Below are 17,320 nucleotides of genomic sequence, written 5' to 3'. Positions count from 1 at the left end.
CTGCTGAACGTCAGCCGCGAGCGTTATCGATGATCTCGATGTACTCCGGGGCCGTGCGCTGGTCGGCGATTTGCTCGACGAAGGTCTTGCCATGCTCGTCCTTGCCATCGAGGTCAAAGCCTGCCTCGACGAAGAAGCCGACAAAGCGCTCGAAGTCGTCCACACGCAGGCCACGGTAAGCCTTGACCAGCTTGTGCAGCGACGGTGAGGTTACACCATCGGCCGGCTCGAACTGGAGGAACGACTTGATGTAGTCGTCACTGATTTCGTCACCAATCACCTGCTTCTTGTCTTTACGCATTGCCGGCTCCAACTGGACCATCACGGAATTTCGAAGGCCGGCAGTTTACCCCTCACAGGCGGCGCGCCTCAACGCGTACGTACGGTGCCGGTGTGCAGGTCGGCCCAGATATGGCCGTTGGCGTAGGTCAGAAACTGCACATAGACCGTCTCGTTGCGCAGCAGGTCCATCACCACGCGGTAATCGCTGACCGGGTAATTCAGGCTCAGGGTACGGGACTTGTCGTCATACAGCGGTTTTTTCAGGCTCTTGCCCGCTTCGCCATCAAAGGTAAGCAGCACCTGGGCGATGGTCGCGCCCTTGCTCAGCGGCTTGCCTTTGAGGCGTACCTGCAGGGCACGGGTAATCGGGATGGGTTGCTGGTCTGACTGACGCTGGGCCGCCACCACCACCGAATAATCGGTGACCTGCAGCAGTTGCTGAGCAGTCGGCGCTTCCTGCCGCAGGGTTTGCTCATCGGGCGGGAGAAATTGGCTGTGCAGCGGTGCTGCAGCGAGCGGCAGGCTGACTGCCAGCAGCAGGGGGAAAATCGCACGCATGTGAGGCTCCTTGGCATGAAGGAGCACTCTAGCACGCCGAACTGCGGCGGCTATCAAGCGAACTGCGCGAGCATCCAGGCATGGTACTCGGCGACACCCGCTTCGCCCTCACGCGGCGCCCAATGGGCATGTTCACCCTCGACCAGCGGCGTATAGGGCCCTGCCTTGCAGTCGAACAGGACACTGTCGGCTTCAAGCACCACCAGCGAATGATAGACCCGTGGCGGCACGTCCACGCCGATGCAATCGCCACCGGCCTGCAGGACACGCTTGTCGATCACCACGCCACGCTCATCGAACACCAGCAGGCCCAACCGCCCTTTCAGGGCCAGCAGGGTTTCCGCCTTGTCATCGCGGAGGTGGCGATGCGGGGCAATGTAAGTGGACGGCTGCAGCCCGACTGCCAGGCGATGAAACGGTTCCTGAGCATCGTGAAAGCTGTGATGGTGCCGCCCACGCGGGCTTTCAGCGGCTTTTTGCGCCAGCTCAGCGAACAGCGACTGGTCGATGTACGCAGGCTGGCTCATGATCAAAGTCCTTTGACGGCGAAGATGCCGTTCGCGTTGCGCCAGTACCCTTTATAGTCCATGCCATAACCGAAGATATAGCGATCGATGCAGGGCAGGCCGACGTAGCTGGCCTTGAGGTCCGGGCTGGCCTTGCGGTCGTGGTCCTTGTCGATCAGCACGGCGGTATGCACCGAGCGGGCACCGGCATGCTTGCAGAACTCGATGATGGCACTGAGGGTGTGGCCCTCGTCGAGAATGTCGTCGACGATCAGCACGTCGCGGTCGATGAACGACACTTCCGGCTTGGCCTTCCAGAACAATTCGCCGCCACTGGTCTGGTTGCGGTAGCGGGTGGCGTGCAGGTACGAAGCCTCCAGCGGGAACTGCAAATGGGTCAGCAGTTTGCCAGCGAAGATCAAGCCGCCGTTCATCACGCAGAACACCACCGGGTTCTTGTCGTGCAGATCCTGACAGATTTGCTTGCCGACGTTGGCAATGGCCGCTTCGACTTCGGCTTCGTTGTACAGGCAGTCTGCCTCGCGCATGACTTGACGGATGTGCTCGAGATCAGCGGACATGGCGCTCTCCGGGGGGGATTTTGGAAAAGCGGGCAAAGGTACGCATCCGCTCGTCACAGATCAAGCATTTATGGACTAACGTGCAAAAGGACTGCACGACAGCAAAGGCTGAATAGATTAATCTAGCGCGGTTTTTTTGCCCGCCTTTCGGAGCCCCCTATGCCCACTCGTGAGATCCGCCACCCGCTGATCCGCCACAAGCTCGGCCTCATGCGCCGTGCTGACATCAGCACCAAGAATTTTCGCGAACTCGCCCAGGAAGTCGGCGCGCTGTTGACCTATGAAGCCACCCAGGACCTGCCACTCGAAACCTACGAGATCGATGGCTGGTGTGGCAAGGTGCAAGTTGAAAAAATCGCCGGCAAGAAGATCACCGTGGTGCCGATCCTGCGCGCCGGTATCGGCATGCTCGACGGCGTGCTCAGCCTGATCCCGGGCGCCAAGGTCAGCGCAGTGGGCGTCGCGCGCAACGAGGAAACCCTCGAAGCCCACACCTACCTGGAAAAGCTCGCGCCGGACATCAACCAGCGCCTGGCCCTGATCATCGACCCGATGCTGGCGACCGGGGCCTCGATGGTCGCGACCATCGACTTGCTGAAAAAGGCCGGCTGCAAGGAAATCCGCGCAATGGTGCTGGTTGCCGCGCCTGAAGGCATCAACGTGGTGGAAAAAGCCCACCCGGACGTACAGATCTACACCGCCTCGATCGACCAGCGCCTCAACGAGCACGGCTACATCGTGCCGGGCCTGGGTGATGCCGGCGACAAGATCTTCGGCACCAAGCAGAAGGACGCCTGACCATGCAGGACGGCTTCAACGACCCGCTCTGGCGCCAGGTCGTTTCGGGCGCGCAGATGCTCTTCGTGGCATTCGGCGCGCTGGTGCTGATGCCGCTGATCACCGGCCTCGATCCGAACGTGGCGCTGTTCACCGCCGGCATCGGCACCTTGCTGTTCCAGCTGGTTACCGGCCGTCAGGTCCCGGTATTCCTGGCGTCGAGCTTTGCCTTCATCACCCCGATCATCCTCGCCAAGGGCCAGTTCGGCTTGGCCGAGACCATGGGCGGCGTAATGGCCGCAGGCTTCGTGTACACCTTCATGGGCCTGATGGTGAAGATCAAGGGCACCGGTTTCATCGACCGCATGCTGCCACCGGTGGTGATCGGCCCGGTTATCATCTCCATCGGCCTGGCCATGGCGCCCATCGCTGCCAACATGGCAATGGGCAAAGGTGGTGACGGCGCCGCGTTGATGCCGTACAAGACGGCGATGCTGATTTCCATGCCGGCGCTGCTCACCACCCTGATCGTCGCGGTGTTTGGCAAAGGCATCTTCCGCCTGGTGCCGATCATTTCCGGCGTGCTGGTGGGTTTTGCCCTGGCGTTCGCTTTTGGGGTGGTCGATACCGCCAAGATTGCCGCCGCCCCGTGGCTGGAGATCCCCAACTTCACAGCGCCAGCATTCAACTGGCAAGCGATCCTGTTCATCGTCCCGGTTGCCCTGGCACCGGCGATCGAGCACATCGGCGGGGTGATCGCAGTCGGCAGCGTGACCGGTCGCGATTACCTGAAAAAACCTGGCCTGCACCGCACCCTGCTGGGTGACGGCCTGGCCACTACCGCAGCCGGCCTGTTCGGCGGCCCGCCCAACACCACCTACGCCGAAGTGACTGGCGCGGTGATGCTGACCAAGAACTACAACCCGAAGATCATGACCTGGGCGGCGATCTTCGCCATCACCCTGGCCTTCATCGGCAAGTTCGGCGCGCTGTTGCAGAGCATCCCGGTGCCGGTGATGGGCGGCATCCTCTGCCTGCTGTTCGGCTCGATCGCGGCGGTGGGCATGAACACCATGATCCGCCACAAGATCGACCTCAGCGAGGCGCGCAACCTGGTGATCGTTTCGGTAACCTTGGTGTTCGGTATCGGCGGCGTGCTGATCGGCAGCGGTGACGGCCCGGACGATTGGGGCCTGAAGGGCATCGCCCTGTGCGCCATCGTCGCCATCGCCCTGAACCTGATCCTGCCCGGTAATGATGGCTGGAAGCACAAGAAGCTGGATGATCAACTGCCTTGATCCGGCTTTAGCCTGCACCGGCCTCTTCGCGGGGCAAGCCCGCTCCCTCAGAGTGGTGGACTGCCACCAGATCTGTGGGAGCGGGCTTGCCCCGCGAAGAGGCCGGTATAAACAACCTCAAACTCAGGCTCTCTCGCACATCCCCGCCAACACCCTCACCCACTCCGGGTGATCATTCAGGCAAGGCACCAGCACCAACTCCTCGCCCCCCGCCTCGATGAACTGCTCCTTGCCGCGATCGCCGATCTCTTCCAGCGTCTCGATACAATCGGCGACGAACGCCGGGCACATCACCAGCAGCTTCTTCACTCCCGCCTTGCCCAGCTCATCCAGACGCGTTTCGGTGTAAGGCTCGATCCACTTGGCCCGCCCCAAACGCGACTGGAACGACACCGACCACTTGCCGTCCGAGATACCCATCTTCGCCGCAAAGGCCTTTGCCGTAGCCAGGCACTGCCCGCGGTAGCACACCGCACGCATTTCAGCGCTGGCGTCCTTGCAGCAGTCCGCCGCCCCGAAATCATGCTTGCCGGTAGGGTCGAGCTTCTTCAGGTGCCGCTCCGGCAGGCCGTGGAAGCTCAGCAACAGGTGGTCGTAATCCTGCTGCAGATGCGGCCGGGCGCTGGCAACCAGGGCATCGATGTAGTCAGGTTGATCGTAGAATGGCTGCAGTACGCGCAATTCCAGCGGCAAACCGCGCTCGGCCACCGTGTGTCTAGCCTGCTCCACCACCGTGGTCACCGTGCTGTCGGCGAACTGCGGATAGAGCGGCGCCAGCGTGACCTTGCGCACGCCCTGGGCAGCCAGGCGCGCCAGCACGTCGGGCAATGCCGGCTGGCCATAGCGCATGGCAATCTCCACCGGGCCATGCGGCCATTGCTCGACCATCGCCGCCTGCAGGCGCCGCGTCAGCACCACCAGGGGTGAACCTTCGTCCCACCAGATCGAGGCGTAGGCATGCGCCGACTGCTCCGGGCGCTTGACCAGGATCAGCGACACCAGCAAACGCCGCACCGGCCACGGCAGGTCGATCACGTAAGGGTCCATCAGGAATTGGTTAAGGTAGCGGCGCACATCGGCCACCGAGGTGGAGGCCGGGGAACCCAGGTTGACCAGCAGCAGCGCGTGATCGGTCATGCAGCGTCCTATGTCAGAGGCGCCTGGACAAGTTGTCCAGGGCCGATTGCAGATCGTTGAAGCGGAAGGTGAAACCCGCTGCCAGCAAACGCACTGGGCGTGCCCGCTGGCCACCCAACAGCAGTGTCGACAACTCGCCAAGGCCGGCCTTCAGCAACAGCCCCGGCACCGGCAGCAGTGCCGGCCGATGCAGTGCCCGGCCCAGGCGCTTGGCGAACTCGCGGTTGCGCACAGGTTCCGGCGCGCAGGCATTATAAGGACCGCTGGCATCCTTGTGCTGCAAGAGAAAATCAATCAGGGCGACCTGGTCGTCTATATGGACCCAGGGCATCCATTGCCGACCATTGCCCAGCGGACCACCCAGGCCAAGTTTGAAGGGCAGGCGCAGGCGCGACAGGAAGCCGCCATCGCTGGCCAGAACCAGCCCGGTACGCACCAGCACCACACGCAAGCCCAACGCCTGTGCACGCAGCGCGGTTTCTTCCCAGGCAATGCACAACTGGCTGGCGAAATCCTCGCGCACCGGCTGCGAAGCTTCTGTCAGTTCACGCTCACCACCATCGCCATACCAGCCCACGGCAGACCCGGATACCAGCACCTCGGGGCGCTGATCGCGACTGCCCAGCCAGGTCAGCAACTGCTCGGTGAGGGTAATACGGCTGGCCCATAGCAGTTGGCGCCGGCCAGCGGTCCAAGGCCGGTCAGCGATTGGCGCGCCAGCCAGGTTGATCACCGCATCCACCGGTTCCTCCGGCGCCAGGTCATCCAACTGCGCGATACCCCGCACCCCGCTGCCGCAAAAACGCGCCACCTGATCGGGGCGCCGACTCCATACAGTCAGGCGATGACCCTGGCCAAGCCAGTACTGGCAAAGATGCTGGCCGATCAAACCGGTGCCGCCCGTCAGCAATATATGCATGGCTGTGTCCTCGCAGAGTGCAGCGATGGTCTATTTTTAACAACAAGGCACTTTTTTAACCAAACGCTCTCGGATAAACATAGGCCAACCTGCCTTAAGGTGCGGAATAACCTTATACAAACATTGTGCATTGTACAGGTTTGCCTGACAGCGTAGTCTGCTTAATAGCAAGGTTCGAAGAGGCCATCATGACAGTACCTATTGCCATCATCGGTGCCGGTATAGCCGGCCTTTCCGCCGCCCAGGCCCTGCAGAAGGCCGGGCAGGCCGTTCACTTGTTCGACAAAGGTCACGGCAGTGGCGGGCGCATGGCCAGCAAGCGCAGCGACGCCGGTGCGCTCGACCTTGGCGCACAATACTTCACAGCCCGCGACCGGCGGTTTGTCGAGCAGGTCCAGCAGTGGGTATCCGCCGGCTGGGTCGAACAGTGGAAGCCACAACTGTACAACTACCGAGATGGCGAACTGACGCCCTCCCCTGACGAGCAGACTCGCTGGGTCGGCGTGCCACGCATGAGTGCCATTACCCGCGGCCTGCTCAAGGACGTCACGGTGAACTTCGGCTGCCGCATCGCCGAGGTGTTCCGAGGCAAGCAATTCTGGCACCTTCAAGACACCGAGGGCTGCAGCCATGGCCCCTTCAGCCGCGTGGTGATCGCCGTGCCGGCGCCGCAGGCCACGCCGCTGCTTGCTGCCACCCCTAAACTCGCCGCCGTGGCTGCAGGCGTGGTCATGGAACCCACCTGGGCCGTCGCCCTTGGTTTCGAGACCGCGCTGGATACACCCATGCAGGGCTGCTTTGTGCAGGACAACCCGCTCGACTGGCTGGCACGCAACCGCAGCAAGCCTGGCCGAGACGAACATCTCGACACCTGGGTACTGCATGCCACATCGAGCTGGAGCAAGCATCACATCGACCTGGCCAAGGAAGACGTGATCGAGCAATTGTGGGGCGAATTCGCCGAACTGGTTGGCTGCGTGGTGCCCGCCCCCTCTTTCGCAGTGGCCCACCGCTGGCTGTATGCACGCCCCGCCGGCCACCATGAATGGGGCGCCCTGGCCGATGCTGACCAAGGCCTGTATGCCTGCGGCGACTGGTGCCTGTCGGGGCGCGTCGAAGGTGCCTGGCTCAGTGGTCAAGAGGCAGCGCGGCGGCTGCTGGAACATCTCGAATAACGTCGAAGGCGACGCTATACAAAAATACTAGTTTGCATAACTTTGTGGCTGTGCTGGAATAACCTTGTACACGCTCGCGTCAATGTACAAGTATTCGGAGGCAGCCATGCCCGATCAATCCGCCCACAACAAGCCCTGCATCGCCATCAGCGCCTGCCTGACCGGCCACAGTGTGCGCTACAACGGCGGGCACAAGGCATCCGATCTGTGCCGACAGCAACTGGAAGCCCATTTCGACTGGCTGCCGGTCTGCCCCGAGGTCGCCATAGGCCTGGGCGTACCGCGGGATCCAATCCGCCTGGTGGGTGACCCACAGCATCCTGCCGTGGTCGGCACACGCAATCCCGACATCGACCTGACCGGCCCGCTGACCCGTTACGGCGAACAGATGGCCGCTGAACTCGACGGCATCTGCGGCTACATCTTCATGCAGAAATCCCCCTCATGCGGGCTGGAACGGGTCAAGGTGTACCAGGACAACGGTCACTCTGCGCCCGAGGGCGGTACGGGCGCCTATGCCGCTGCATTTTGCGCGCGTCGCCCGGACCTGCCGGTGGAAGAAGAGGGCCGGCTGCACGACCCAGTACTGCGCGAGAACTTCATCAGCCGCGTCTACGCCTACGCCGACTGGCAAAATATGCGTGCCGAGGGCCTGAGCCGTGGTGCGCTCATACGCTTCCACTCACGCTACAAATACCTGCTGATGGCCAACAACCCTCAGGCTTATCGCCAGCTCGGCCGCCTGCTCGGCAGCATGAGCCGGGATGACGACCCGGGGGAAATCGGACCACGCTACTTCAGCCAGCTGATGCAGGCCTTGCGCCGCTGTGCCAGCCGTGGCACCCATGGCAACGTGCTGCAGCACCTCAGTGGCTATTTCAAGGGCACACTGACGCCTCAGGACAAGGCTGAGCTGCAGCACATCATCGACCAGTACCAGCAAGGCGTGGTACCGCTTGTGGTGCCACTGACCTTGCTCAAGCACCACCTGCGCAAACACCCCGACCCCTACCTGCTGCAACAAGCCTACCTGCAGCCGCACCCCGACAGCCTGGGGCTGCGCAATGCCGTCTGATACGCTTTTGCCCATTGGTGAGCTTGCACGACGCACCGGCGTGAATCCAGTGACATTGCGTGCCTGGGAGCGGCGCTACGGCCTGCTCAAGCCGCAACGCACCGCCAAGGGCCATCGCCTGTACGCCCTTGACCAGTTCGAACGGGTCGAAGCGATATTGGCTTGGCTGGAACGTGGCGCGTCGGTCGGCCAGGTGCGCGAGCTGCTCGACAAGCCCCCTGCCGTTGTCCCACAAGGTGACTGGCAAACTCGCCAGCAACAGCTGGTAGAGGCTATCGCCAATCTGTCGCAGCGCGCGCTCGACCAGCAGCTCAACCAGGCCATGGCGCTGTACCCGGCAATAACCTTGTGCGAAAAACTGTTGCTGCCGCTGCTGGAAAGCTTGGCACAACGATGGCGCACCTACTTCAATGCCCGGCTCGAGCAAGTGTTCTTCCATACATGGTTGCGCAGCAAGCTGGGGGCGCGGGTCTATCACGACAATCAATTCCTGCAAGGACCGGCCGTACTGATTGCTAAAGACAGCGAGCACGCTTTCGACCCCAGCCTGTGGCTGTGCGCGTGGCTGCTGTGCAGCAACGGGATCCCCGTTGAAGTACTGGAGCAACCGGTCAGCGGTGTCGAACTGCAACGCGCCGTCACCGCACTTCAGCCGCGCGCACTGCTGTTGCACCTGGGCCCGCGCATCGACAGCCGCGCCTTGCTGCGCACGCTCGAGGGAATACCCGGGGCGAAACTGCTGGGCGGTGCCACGGTCGCCCTCCATCGAGCACAGCTGCAAGCCTTCGGCCTGCCTGAGCTTCTCCTGTTCGACAGCCCACAGGCGGCATTGCGCGCACTCCAGGGCAATGGCCGCCCGCCTGTAGAGATCCCCCCCCGATGCAACTGATCTGGCTGCGCAGCGACCTGCGCCTCAACGACAACACTGCCCTGAGCGCCGCCTGCGCCCGCGGCCCGACCATTGCCCTGTGGCTGAGCAGCCCCGGCCAGTGGCAGGCACACGACGATGCCCCGTGCAAGGTCGATTTCTGGCTGCGCAACCTGCGCGACCTGCGCCAGTCGCTGGAACAACTCAACATCCCGCTACTGATCCGCAAGATAGATACCTGGGACGAGGCCGGACCTGCGCTGCTTAAGGTGTGCCGCCAACACCCCATCGAAGCCGTGCACTGGAACGATGACTACGGCATCAACGAAAACAGCCGCGATCAGGCCACGCGTACGCTGCTTGAAGCTTCCGGCATTCAGGCGCACAGCTACCTCGATCAACTGCTGTTCCGGCCCGGTACCATCCTCACCCGCAGTGGTGACTATTTCCAGGTGTTCAGCCAGTTCAAGAAGGTCTGCCTGGAACACCTGCACCGCGGGCTGCCATCGCAAGCGCCACAGGTAAAACGCCAAGCGCCACTGGATATCCAAAGCGATCCGATCCCGCAACACATTGAAGGCTTCGACAAGCCAGCGCGCGTCCTCAGCGAGCATTGGCCGGCTGGAGAAGAGGAAGCTCAGGCGCGCCTCACCCGTTTTCTCGACGAAACCGTCGAGGATTACCAGCACCTGCGCGACCTCCCCGCTAAACCCGGCACCAGCCAACTGTCGGCTTACCTGGCCGCTGGGGTCATCTCGCCACGCCAATGCCTGCATGCCGCCTTGGCGAGCAACCGCGGCGAGTTCGACAGTGGCAGCAGCGGCATTCAGACCTGGATCAACGAATTGCTCTGGCGTGAATTCTACAAGCACATCCTGACCGGTTATCCTCAGGTGTCGCGCCACCGCCCGTTCCGCGCCCAGACCGAGGCCCTGCCCTGGCGCGATGCCCCCGCAGACCTCGAAGCCTGGGAACAGGGCCGCACCGGCTTCCCGATCATCGATGCAGCCATGCGCCAACTGCTGCACACCGGCTGGATGCACAACCGCCTGCGCATGATCGTCGCCATGTTCCTCAGCAAGAACCTGCTGATCGACTGGCGCAAGGGCGAACGGCATTTCATGCGCCACCTGATAGACGGTGATCTGGCCGCAAACAACGGCGGCTGGCAGTGGAGCGCGTCCACCGGGACCGACGCAGTGCCCTTTTTCCGCATCTTCAACCCGGTTTCGCAGTCGCAACGCTTCGACCCACAGGGTCACTTCATCCGTCACTGGCTCCCGGAATTACGGGGGCTGGATGATAAATCTATCCATCAGCCCGTGAAGTCAGCGGATCTTTTTGCTAATAATTCCTATCACAGTCCGATCGTCGATCTCGGAAGTAGTCGCCAGCGCGCACTTGAAGCCTTCAAGGGCCTCCCGCGCCGGCAGGACCAGAGGGCAGTATCTTGAATAACTCGCGCAGTTTCTGGGTTACAGGGGCCAGCAATGGACTGGGTTTGGCCCTGGTGGAGCAGTTGCTCGAACAAGGGCACCGGGTTGCCGCAAGTGCCAAGTACGGTGAGGTGTTGAATGCATTGGCCGCGCGTCATGGCAGCCGGCTGTTGCTGCTGCCCTGGCAATTGAACGAAGAAGACCAGGCAACCAGCGCTTGCTTGCAGGTTTGCCATGCCTGGGGCTCGCTCGACGGCTTGATCATCAACGCAGGCACCAGCGACTATCTGGCTGACGATGTCGCAGACAGCGAGCTGTTCGAGGCGATCGTCAGCAGCAACCAGTTGGCGGGCGAGTACTGCCTGTCCAAAGGGCTGCCGCTTCTGGCCAAGGGCAACTCACCGCAGGTAATGGCAATCTTCAACCGCTATTCGGCATTGCAGCTTTATGCCCCAACGCAAGTGACGGCGGGCTGGAACAACATGCCGCAGTGGTTGCGCGAGGAACGCCAGGCGCTGCAGGGCAAGGGCATTGACTTGACGGTGGTGGCACCGCAATCGTTGAAGACACCCGTGACTCCTGTGCAGGCTGTGCCTGATGCCTGGACACCCGAGAGCGCCGCAGACGAGCTGCTGCAACGGTTGACGCTGCGCGAGCCGGAGCTGGTGCTGGAAGTGTTGGACATCGGCAGCTTGTGGCCGTTGTCACGCTGAGCCCTGTACACAGTACCGACCTCTACGCGGGCAAATACACGAAGAGGTCGGTACTGAATGAATCACAGCGCCATGCGGTAATGCAGGCTGTAGCTTTCCACACCATCATTCGGTTGCTTGATGCCCGCATTCGAATAGTGAATGGCCCGCACGCCAATCTCATGCCCGCCCGCAAAGCGCAGACCAAAGCCGATGCGATCCTCGAACTGGAACGCTGAGCCCAGCTCGTTGCTCTCAAGCTTTGTTCGCGAGAACGCAGCAACACCGATACCGGCTTCGATATACGGTTTCACCGACTCCCCCGCGAACTCATAAACAAAAACCGGTGCAAACGACAGGCTATGGTTGCTTGCCGTCTCGTCACCGTCCCAATAGGTGTAGGCACCATCCCAGTAGCCAGTCACTCGACCGACACTGGTCTGCCACCAGCTTGTTTCCCAGTTCGACTGCAGCCCCAAGCGATAGACCATGGTGGAGTCACCGGTCTGGCCGACTGACAGTGAAACGTCCGCAGCTTGCGCCGCCGTGAATTGCCCCAGGGTAACGACGGCAGCCGCCGCCAAGCCGAGCAGTTTCCTCATGAGAAACATCCTTCTTTCCTATGCTGTTGTTAGTGTTCGCCTCAAGCCAGGCAAAGCGATAGAAATCAGGAGTGGGACGATAGTTCAGCTGTTTTCACGGTTTTTTTACAATTGAAAACCGTGCACATCGCCCGACTGTTTCCACAACACAGGTAGGATACTTCTCAAAGATTGCGGATCCGCACTGCTCCAGAATGCGGTATCCCCTGCCGGTCCATCGGCCAGCAGGTCGCGGGCGGCCAGCAAGCGTTGCAGCTGTCGCGCCACGGCCGCGCCGGTGTCGATGATGGCCACATCGGCAGGCACCATTTCCGCGAGCAACGGCCGCAGGAAGGGGTAGTGGGTGCAGCCCAGGATCAGCGTGTCGCAGCCTGCGGCCAGCAGGGGTTGTACATAGCCGAGCAACAACTGGCGCAATTGCGCACTGCCAAGGTCGCCTTTCTCGATCAGCTCGACCAGCCCAGGGCAAGGCTGGGTGACCACGCGCACATCGTTGGCGAAGCGGTCCAGCAAGGCGGCGAACTTGGCGCTCTGCAAGGTGCCGGTGGTGGCCAGCACGCCGACCACGCCGGAGCGAGTGGCTGCGGCAGCGGGCTTGACTGCCGGTTCCATACCGACCAGCGGCCAGTCGGGGTACAGCTCGCGCAGGTCGGCAACCGCCGCCACCGTTGCGGTGTTGCACGCCAGGACCATGGCCTTGGCGCCTTTTGCCTGGAAGAACGCTGCAATGCGCCGACAGCGCTGGCGAATAAAGTCCGGCGTTTTCTCGCCATACGGCACATGGCCGCAATCGGCGACATACAGCAGCGACTCGTCGGGCAACAAGCGCTGGATTTCGGCGAGCACCGACAAACCGCCGACCCCCGAATCCATCACGCCAACTGGCGCCGAGCGCTCAGCCATCGCGTTTGCCGCACACGGCGCAGGCCGGATCACGCTTGACCCGCAACTCACGCAGGCGCGTGCCAAGGGCATCGATCAGCAGCAGGCGTCCCACCAACGGTTCACCGAAACCGGCCAGAAGCTTCATGGCCTCCAACGCCTGCAGGCTACCGACCAGCCCCACCAGCGGGCCAATCACCCCGGCTTCGCTGCAGGTCAATTCGGCTTCGCTGCCATGGCCGTACAGGCAATGGTAGCAAGGGCTGTTGTCGCGCCGAGGGTCGAACACCGACAACTGCCCTTCAAGACGGATCGCAGCGCCGCTGACCAGCGGCTTGCCGTGGGCGAAGCAGGCGGCATTGACCGCTTCACGGGTGCCAAAGTTATCGGAGCAGTCCAGCACCAGGTCGACGGCCGCTACGGCTGCAGCCAGCGAATCTTCGTCCAGCGCCTGGCGATGGGCGACCAGCGTGACCTCAGGGTTGATGGCCTCAAGCCGCTGCAACGCCGAGTCCACCTTGCTCATGCCGACGCTGCTGCTGTCATGGATGACCTGGCGTTGCAGGTTAGTCAAATCGACAGTGTCGAAGTCCGCCAAATGCAGCTCGCCCACACCGGCAGCCGCCAGGTACAACGCCACCGGCGAACCCAGGCCACCCAGGCCGATAATCAGCGCCTTGCTCTGTTTGAGGCGCAACTGGCCGTCGATGTCCACCTGAGCCAGCAGAATCTGCCGGCTGTAACGCAACAGTTCCTGATCGGTCAGCATGGCAAGCGCCCCAGGGAAATACGCTCATGGCCGCCCAGGTCCTTGCGGCTGGCCACCTCGATGAAACCGTGCGCGGCAAGCAGCTCGCGCACCGCGAGTGCCTGGTCATAACCGTGTTCGAGCAATAGCCAGCCACCCGCCAGCAAATGCTCCGGCGCCAGACTGACGATCAGCCGCAGGTCATCCAGGCCATCGGCACCGGCCACCAGCGCGCTGCTGGGTTCGAAGCGCACATCACCTTCAATCAGATGCGGGTCTTCGGCGGCAATGTACGGCGGGTTGCTAAGGATCAGATCGAAGCGCTCACCGGCCAGGCTGCTGAACCAATGGCTGGCGAGCACCTTGACGTTGCCCAGGCCCAGGCGCTGGCGATTGCGCTCGGCCAGGGCCACGGCTTCATCGATGCGATCCACCGCAGTGACCTGCCAGCCCGGACGATCGCTGGCCAGGGCCAGGGCGATGGCGCCCGTGCCGGTGCCCAGGTCGAGGACCCTGGCCGGTGTTGCCGGTTGCAGCTCAAGCGCGGTCTCGACCAGCAGCTCGGTGTCCGGGCGCGGAATCAACGTGTGCGGCGCCACTTCCAGGTCGATCTTCCAGAAGCCTTGTTGGCCAAGGATATAGGCAACCGGCTCGCCGCTACGGCGGCGCTGCAGATAGCCGGCATAGGTCTCGGCGTGCTCGCTGCTGACGATACGCTCGGGCCAGGTGTGCAAGTAGCTGCGCGACTTGCCGATGGCCGCCGCCAGCAGCAGTTCGGCGTCCAGGCGTTGGCTGGGTGAATCTGGCAGCTGCGCGTTGCGCAGCAGGCTGGCAATGATGGTCATCAGTCCCCCAGGGCCGCCAGTTGGTCGGCCTGGTATTCGGCCAGCAGCGGTTCGATCACGGCGTCGACGCCACCGGCGAGGATATCGTCGAGGGAGTAGAGGGTCAGGTTGATACGGTGATCGGTGACCCGCCCCTGTGGATAGTTATAGGTGCGGATGCGCTCGGAGCGGTCGCCCGAACCCACCAGCAGCTTGCGCTCGCTGGCGATGGCGTTCTGCGCGGCACTGGTCTGCATGTCGTTGAGCTTGGCCGACAGCCAGGACATGGCGCGGGCGCGGTTCTTGTGCTGGGAGCGCTCCTCCTGGCACTCGACCACGATACCGGTGGGCAAGTGGGTGATGCGGATTGCCGAGTCGGTCTTGTTGACGTGCTGGCCACCGGCACCGGAGGCGCGGTAGGTGTCCACCCGCAGGTCGGCCGAGTTGATCTCGATCGCTGCCTGCTCATCGGGTTCGGGCAACACCGCCACGGTGCATGCCGAAGTATGGATGCGGCCCTGCGACTCGGTCTCCGGCACGCGCTGCACGCGGTGCGCGCCAGACTCGAACTTGAGCTTGCCGTACACGCTGTCACCTTCAACGCGGGCGATGATCTCTTTATAGCCGCCGTGCTCGCCTTCGTTCTCGGAGAGAATCTCCAGACGCCATCCACGCCGTTCGGCGTATCGCGAATACATGCGGAACAAGTCGCCGGAGAAGATCGCCGCTTCATCGCCACCGGTGCCGGCGCGGATTTCGAGGAACACGTTGCGCCCGTCGTTGGGATCCTTGGGCAGCAGCATGCGTTGCAGCTGCGACTCCAGGCCCAACAGCTGCTCCTTGGCTTCGCGCACTTCGTCCACGGCCATTTCGCGCATATCAGGGTCAGCGTCCTTGAGCAGCGCCTGGGCGCCTTCGAGGTCGCCCTGCACTTTGCGCCATGCTTGATAGGCTGCGATCACCGGCTCGACTTCGGCGTATTCACGGGAATAGGCGCGAAAGCGAGTCTGGTCGGAAATGACTTCGGCATCACCCAGCAACGCGGTGAGTTCCTCGAAACGGTCCTGGAGCGTGTCCAGTTTGTTCAGCAGCGACGCTTTCATTGCAGGGATTTGTCCGTCGAGCCCTCGTTGAGGGCAAAGAGTTCCTGGGCCATGGCCAGCGCATCGAGGCGCCCCTCGGCCGAGAGCTTTTTCAGCTGCACGCTTGGCGCATGCAGAAGTTTGTTGGTCAGACCCCGGGCCAATTGGGCCAGCACATCTTCGGGGTTGCCGCCGTTGGCCAGCAGACGCTGGGCCTTTTGCAATTCTTCGTCGCGCAGGCGCTCGCTTTGCTGGCGATAGGCGCGCAATACATCAACAGCGGCCAGCTCGCGCAGGCGCACCATGAAGTCCTCGGCGCCCACCGAGACCAGCTCCTCGGCCGCCTGGGCCGCGCCCTGGCGGCTCTTGAGGTTTTCCGCGACCACTTCGTGCAGGTCGTCGACGGTGTACAGGTAGACGTCGTCGAGCTCACCGACTTCCGGCTCGATGTCGCGCGGCACGGCGATATCGACCATGAAGATCGGCTTGTGCCGGCGCAGTTTCAGCGCGCTCTCCACTGCGCCCTTGCCGAGGATCGGCAGCTGGCTGGCGGTAGAGCTGATGACGATGTCGCTGTTGGCCAGCTCCTGCGGAATGTCGGCCAACAGCACGGCATGCGCGCCGAACTGTTCGGCCAGCAGGCTGGCCCGCTCCAGGGTGCGGTTGGCCACGACGATGCGGCGCACGCCTTGCTCATGCAGGTGGCGAGCAACCAGGGTGATGGTTTCACCGGCGCCGATCAACAGCGCCTGGCTGCGCCCCAGGTCGCTGAAGATCTGCCGCGCCAGGCTGACGGCGGCGAACGCCACCGACACCGGGTTTTCGCCGATCGCGGTGTCGGTACGCACTTGCTTGGCGGCACTGAAGGTGGCCTGGAACAGGCGCCCGAGCAGCGGGCCGACGGTGCCGGCTTCACGCGCGACGGCATAGGCTGATTTCATCTGGCCAAGGATCTGCGGCTCACCCAACACCAGCGAATCCAGCCCCGATGCAACCCGCATCATGTGCCTGACCGCGTCGTGCTCTTCGTGGACGTAGGCACTGGCGCGCAATTCGTCGAGGCTCAGCCGGTGATAATCGGCCAGCCATTGCAGCACCGCGTCGGCGGACAGGTGGTCCTGCTCTATATAAAGCTCGCTGCGGTTGCAGGTCGACAGGATCGCCGCCTCACGGCTGGCGGTCAGTCGGCAGAGCTGCTGCAGGGCGTCGACCAGCTGCTCTGGGGTAAACGCCACGCGCTCGCGTACGTCTACCGAGGCAGTCTTATGGTTGATACCAAGTGCAAGAAAGGCCATGCAAGGTCGCTGGTTGTGACGGGAAGCCGATAATTGTCCTCTTTCGCAGGTTTTAGAACAACCACCGTTCGCTATTGTCGTGATAGGCAGGGTTCGGCGCGGGCTTGGCGGCGCCCTTGCGACCGAGCGCCGCCCTCCCTGTGGGAGCGGCTTCAGCCGCGAAGCAGGCGACGCGGTGGCTGGTACCGGCTTCGCCGGTATTCGCGGCTGAAGCCGCTCCCACAGCGACCTCCACTGAAACAACATCTTGAAACATCCGAACCAGAAAAGCTTCCTCTATCTGTAGTCCATTTCTGAATTACACCCGAACTTCCTTTTTGCTATTGCTCCATCCCCATTCACTCCCTAGCCTTGGCTTCACTGACCGGGATTGATTCCCCGTCAACTTATACTCTCTATTAAGCAACTGCCAAGGAGCGGTAAGCATGTCCTTTGACGCCTATATAAAAATCGACGACATCCCCGGCGAAGCCTTGGATGAAGCATACAAAAAATGGATTGAAGTCACCGGTTACAACTTCGGCGTCAGCCAAAGTACCTCCGCCACCGCCAGCTCAGCAGGTGGTGCCACCTCCGGTCGCAC

The 17,320-nt window shown here is 62.5% G+C and carries 20 protein-coding genes; 8 read left to right on the top strand and 12 right to left on the bottom strand.

Features of this window, described 5'->3' with window-relative positions; all coding sequences use genetic code 11:
* Positions 1-10: 10 nt before the first annotated feature.
* The 4 genes from ACZ6YA_RS05315 to ACZ6YA_RS05300 form a co-directional block, all read right to left on the bottom strand.
* Entirely contained in the window at positions 11-301 is a 291-nt protein-coding gene (locus tag ACZ6YA_RS05315; RefSeq protein ID WP_465895955.1) for a PA4642 family protein, read from the bottom strand.
* A gap of 68 nt (positions 302-369) precedes the next feature.
* Entirely contained in the window at positions 370-840 is a 471-nt protein-coding gene (locus tag ACZ6YA_RS05310) for a hypothetical protein (RefSeq protein WP_465895953.1), read from the bottom strand.
* A gap of 53 nt (positions 841-893) precedes the next feature.
* A complete protein-coding gene (locus tag ACZ6YA_RS05305; protein WP_465895951.1) occupies positions 894-1,367 on the bottom strand; it encodes a WbuC family cupin fold metalloprotein in 474 nt (157 codons plus the stop codon).
* Positions 1,368-1,369: 2 nt separating this feature from the next.
* Positions 1,370-1,927, bottom strand: coding sequence for a hypoxanthine-guanine phosphoribosyltransferase (locus tag ACZ6YA_RS05300; protein WP_465895949.1), 558 nt, complete (start codon positions 1,925-1,927; stop codon positions 1,370-1,372).
* 159 nt (positions 1,928-2,086) lie between these two features.
* Between ACZ6YA_RS05300 and upp the strand changes: the two genes are divergently transcribed.
* Both upp and ACZ6YA_RS05290 read left to right on the top strand, forming a co-directional pair.
* Positions 2,087-2,725: a uracil phosphoribosyltransferase gene (upp, locus tag ACZ6YA_RS05295; RefSeq protein ID WP_027594461.1), complete on the top strand. Its 639-nt coding sequence runs from the start codon at positions 2,087-2,089 to the stop codon at positions 2,723-2,725.
* Positions 2,726-2,727: 2 nt separating this feature from the next.
* Positions 2,728-4,002, top strand: a complete 1,275-nt coding sequence (locus ACZ6YA_RS05290; protein WP_465895948.1) for a uracil-xanthine permease family protein — start codon at positions 2,728-2,730, stop codon at positions 4,000-4,002.
* Between the two features lie 123 nt (positions 4,003-4,125).
* Here the strand turns inward: ACZ6YA_RS05290 and hemH are convergent, their stop codons facing one another.
* Positions 4,126-5,139, bottom strand: coding sequence for a ferrochelatase (hemH, locus tag ACZ6YA_RS05285; protein ID WP_465895947.1), 1,014 nt, complete (start codon positions 5,137-5,139; stop codon positions 4,126-4,128).
* A 13-nt stretch (positions 5,140-5,152) separates the two neighbouring features.
* Positions 5,153-6,058 (bottom strand): TIGR01777 family oxidoreductase, encoded by a 906-nt coding sequence (locus tag ACZ6YA_RS05280; protein WP_465895946.1) that lies wholly within the window; start codon positions 6,056-6,058, stop codon positions 5,153-5,155.
* A gap of 188 nt (positions 6,059-6,246) precedes the next feature.
* On the opposite strand from ACZ6YA_RS05280, the gene ACZ6YA_RS05275 reads away from it, so the two are divergent.
* The 5 genes from ACZ6YA_RS05275 to ACZ6YA_RS05255 all read left to right on the top strand — a co-directional run bounded on the left by ACZ6YA_RS05275 (position 6,247) and on the right by ACZ6YA_RS05255 (position 11,325).
* Complete coding sequence (locus tag ACZ6YA_RS05275; protein WP_465895945.1) at positions 6,247-7,233, top strand: NAD(P)/FAD-dependent oxidoreductase; 987 nt, start codon at positions 6,247-6,249, stop codon at positions 7,231-7,233.
* A gap of 106 nt (positions 7,234-7,339) precedes the next feature.
* A complete protein-coding gene (locus ACZ6YA_RS05270; protein WP_465895944.1) occupies positions 7,340-8,308 on the top strand; it encodes a YbgA family protein in 969 nt (322 codons plus the stop codon).
* Entirely contained in the window at positions 8,298-9,197 is a 900-nt protein-coding gene (locus tag ACZ6YA_RS05265; protein ID WP_465895943.1) for a MerR family transcriptional regulator, read from the top strand. Before ACZ6YA_RS05270 ends, ACZ6YA_RS05265 begins: the two co-directional genes overlap by 11 nt.
* A complete protein-coding gene (gene phrB, locus ACZ6YA_RS05260; RefSeq protein ID WP_465895942.1) occupies positions 9,188-10,630 on the top strand; it encodes a deoxyribodipyrimidine photo-lyase in 1,443 nt (480 codons plus the stop codon). Before ACZ6YA_RS05265 ends, phrB begins: the two co-directional genes overlap by 10 nt.
* On the top strand, positions 10,627-11,325 hold the full coding sequence (locus ACZ6YA_RS05255; protein WP_465895940.1) for an SDR family oxidoreductase: 699 nt from the start codon (positions 10,627-10,629) through the stop codon (positions 11,323-11,325). Before phrB ends, ACZ6YA_RS05255 begins: the two co-directional genes overlap by 4 nt.
* A gap of 62 nt (positions 11,326-11,387) precedes the next feature.
* Here ACZ6YA_RS05255 and ACZ6YA_RS05250 read toward each other — a convergent pair whose 3' ends face one another.
* From ACZ6YA_RS05250 to hemA, 6 genes are all read right to left on the bottom strand, one after another.
* Positions 11,388-11,906: an acyloxyacyl hydrolase gene (locus tag ACZ6YA_RS05250; RefSeq protein WP_465895939.1), complete on the bottom strand. Its 519-nt coding sequence runs from the start codon at positions 11,904-11,906 to the stop codon at positions 11,388-11,390.
* 105 nt (positions 11,907-12,011) lie between these two features.
* A complete protein-coding gene (gene murI / locus ACZ6YA_RS05245; protein WP_465895938.1) occupies positions 12,012-12,809 on the bottom strand; it encodes a glutamate racemase in 798 nt (265 codons plus the stop codon).
* Positions 12,802-13,557 (bottom strand): molybdopterin-synthase adenylyltransferase MoeB, encoded by a 756-nt coding sequence (locus ACZ6YA_RS05240; protein ID WP_401073148.1) that lies wholly within the window; start codon positions 13,555-13,557, stop codon positions 12,802-12,804. Before ACZ6YA_RS05240 ends, murI begins: the two co-directional genes overlap by 8 nt.
* Positions 13,551-14,381, bottom strand: coding sequence for a peptide chain release factor N(5)-glutamine methyltransferase (gene prmC, locus ACZ6YA_RS05235; protein ID WP_465895937.1), 831 nt, complete (start codon positions 14,379-14,381; stop codon positions 13,551-13,553). The genes ACZ6YA_RS05240 and prmC overlap by 7 nt, the downstream gene beginning before the upstream one ends.
* The gene (prfA, locus tag ACZ6YA_RS05230; protein ID WP_465895936.1) at positions 14,381-15,463 is read right to left on the bottom strand and encodes a peptide chain release factor 1; all 1,083 of its coding nucleotides are present in this window, start codon (positions 15,461-15,463) and stop codon (positions 14,381-14,383) included. Before prfA ends, prmC begins: the two co-directional genes overlap by 1 nt.
* Positions 15,460-16,737, bottom strand: coding sequence for a glutamyl-tRNA reductase (gene hemA / locus ACZ6YA_RS05225; RefSeq protein ID WP_465895935.1), 1,278 nt, complete (start codon positions 16,735-16,737; stop codon positions 15,460-15,462). Before hemA ends, prfA begins: the two co-directional genes overlap by 4 nt.
* 425 nt (positions 16,738-17,162) lie before the next feature.
* Between hemA and ACZ6YA_RS05220 the strand changes: the two genes are divergently transcribed.
* Positions 17,163-17,320, top strand: a 158-nt coding sequence (locus tag ACZ6YA_RS05220) for a type VI secretion system tube protein Hcp (RefSeq protein WP_465896445.1), incomplete at its 3' end; no start/stop codon positions are given.

It is taken from the genome of Pseudomonas sp. NPDC090752 (assembly GCF_055584805.1).
The sequence above is the reverse complement of the archived record's forward strand: the minus strand, read 5'-3'. Positions and strand labels throughout refer to the sequence as shown.

What these genes read in the sequence shown, in the direction of transcription:
- ACZ6YA_RS05315 (WP_465895955.1), bottom strand. Translation starts at nt 301, where the DNA reads ATGCGTAAAGACAAGAAGCAGGTGATTGGTGACGAAATCAGTGACGAC.
- ACZ6YA_RS05310 (WP_465895953.1), bottom strand. Translation starts at nt 840, where the DNA reads ATGCGTGCGATTTTCCCCCTGCTGCTGGCAGTCAGCCTGCCGCTCGCT.
- ACZ6YA_RS05305 (WP_465895951.1), bottom strand. Translation starts at nt 1,367, where the DNA reads ATGAGCCAGCCTGCGTACATCGACCAGTCGCTGTTCGCTGAGCTGGCG.
- ACZ6YA_RS05300 (WP_465895949.1), bottom strand. Translation starts at nt 1,927, where the DNA reads ATGTCCGCTGATCTCGAGCACATCCGTCAAGTCATGCGCGAGGCAGAC.
- upp (WP_027594461.1), top strand. Translation starts at nt 2,087, where the DNA reads ATGCCCACTCGTGAGATCCGCCACCCGCTGATCCGCCACAAGCTCGGC.
- ACZ6YA_RS05290 (WP_465895948.1), top strand. Translation starts at nt 2,728, where the DNA reads ATGCAGGACGGCTTCAACGACCCGCTCTGGCGCCAGGTCGTTTCGGGC.
- hemH (WP_465895947.1), bottom strand. Translation starts at nt 5,139, where the DNA reads ATGACCGATCACGCGCTGCTGCTGGTCAACCTGGGTTCCCCGGCCTCC.
- ACZ6YA_RS05280 (WP_465895946.1), bottom strand. Translation starts at nt 6,058, where the DNA reads ATGCATATATTGCTGACGGGCGGCACCGGTTTGATCGGCCAGCATCTT.
- ACZ6YA_RS05275 (WP_465895945.1), top strand. Translation starts at nt 6,247, where the DNA reads ATGACAGTACCTATTGCCATCATCGGTGCCGGTATAGCCGGCCTTTCC.
- ACZ6YA_RS05270 (WP_465895944.1), top strand. Translation starts at nt 7,340, where the DNA reads ATGCCCGATCAATCCGCCCACAACAAGCCCTGCATCGCCATCAGCGCC.
- ACZ6YA_RS05265 (WP_465895943.1), top strand. Translation starts at nt 8,298, where the DNA reads ATGCCGTCTGATACGCTTTTGCCCATTGGTGAGCTTGCACGACGCACC.
- phrB (WP_465895942.1), top strand. Translation starts at nt 9,188, where the DNA reads ATGCAACTGATCTGGCTGCGCAGCGACCTGCGCCTCAACGACAACACT.
- ACZ6YA_RS05250 (WP_465895939.1), bottom strand. Translation starts at nt 11,906, where the DNA reads ATGAGGAAACTGCTCGGCTTGGCGGCGGCTGCCGTCGTTACCCTGGGG.
- murI (WP_465895938.1), bottom strand. Translation starts at nt 12,809, where the DNA reads ATGGCTGAGCGCTCGGCGCCAGTTGGCGTGATGGATTCGGGGGTCGGC.
- ACZ6YA_RS05240 (WP_401073148.1), bottom strand. Translation starts at nt 13,557, where the DNA reads ATGCTGACCGATCAGGAACTGTTGCGTTACAGCCGGCAGATTCTGCTG.
- prmC (WP_465895937.1), bottom strand. Translation starts at nt 14,381, where the DNA reads ATGACCATCATTGCCAGCCTGCTGCGCAACGCGCAGCTGCCAGATTCA.
- prfA (WP_465895936.1), bottom strand. Translation starts at nt 15,463, where the DNA reads ATGAAAGCGTCGCTGCTGAACAAACTGGACACGCTCCAGGACCGTTTC.
- hemA (WP_465895935.1), bottom strand. Translation starts at nt 16,737, where the DNA reads ATGGCCTTTCTTGCACTTGGTATCAACCATAAGACTGCCTCGGTAGAC.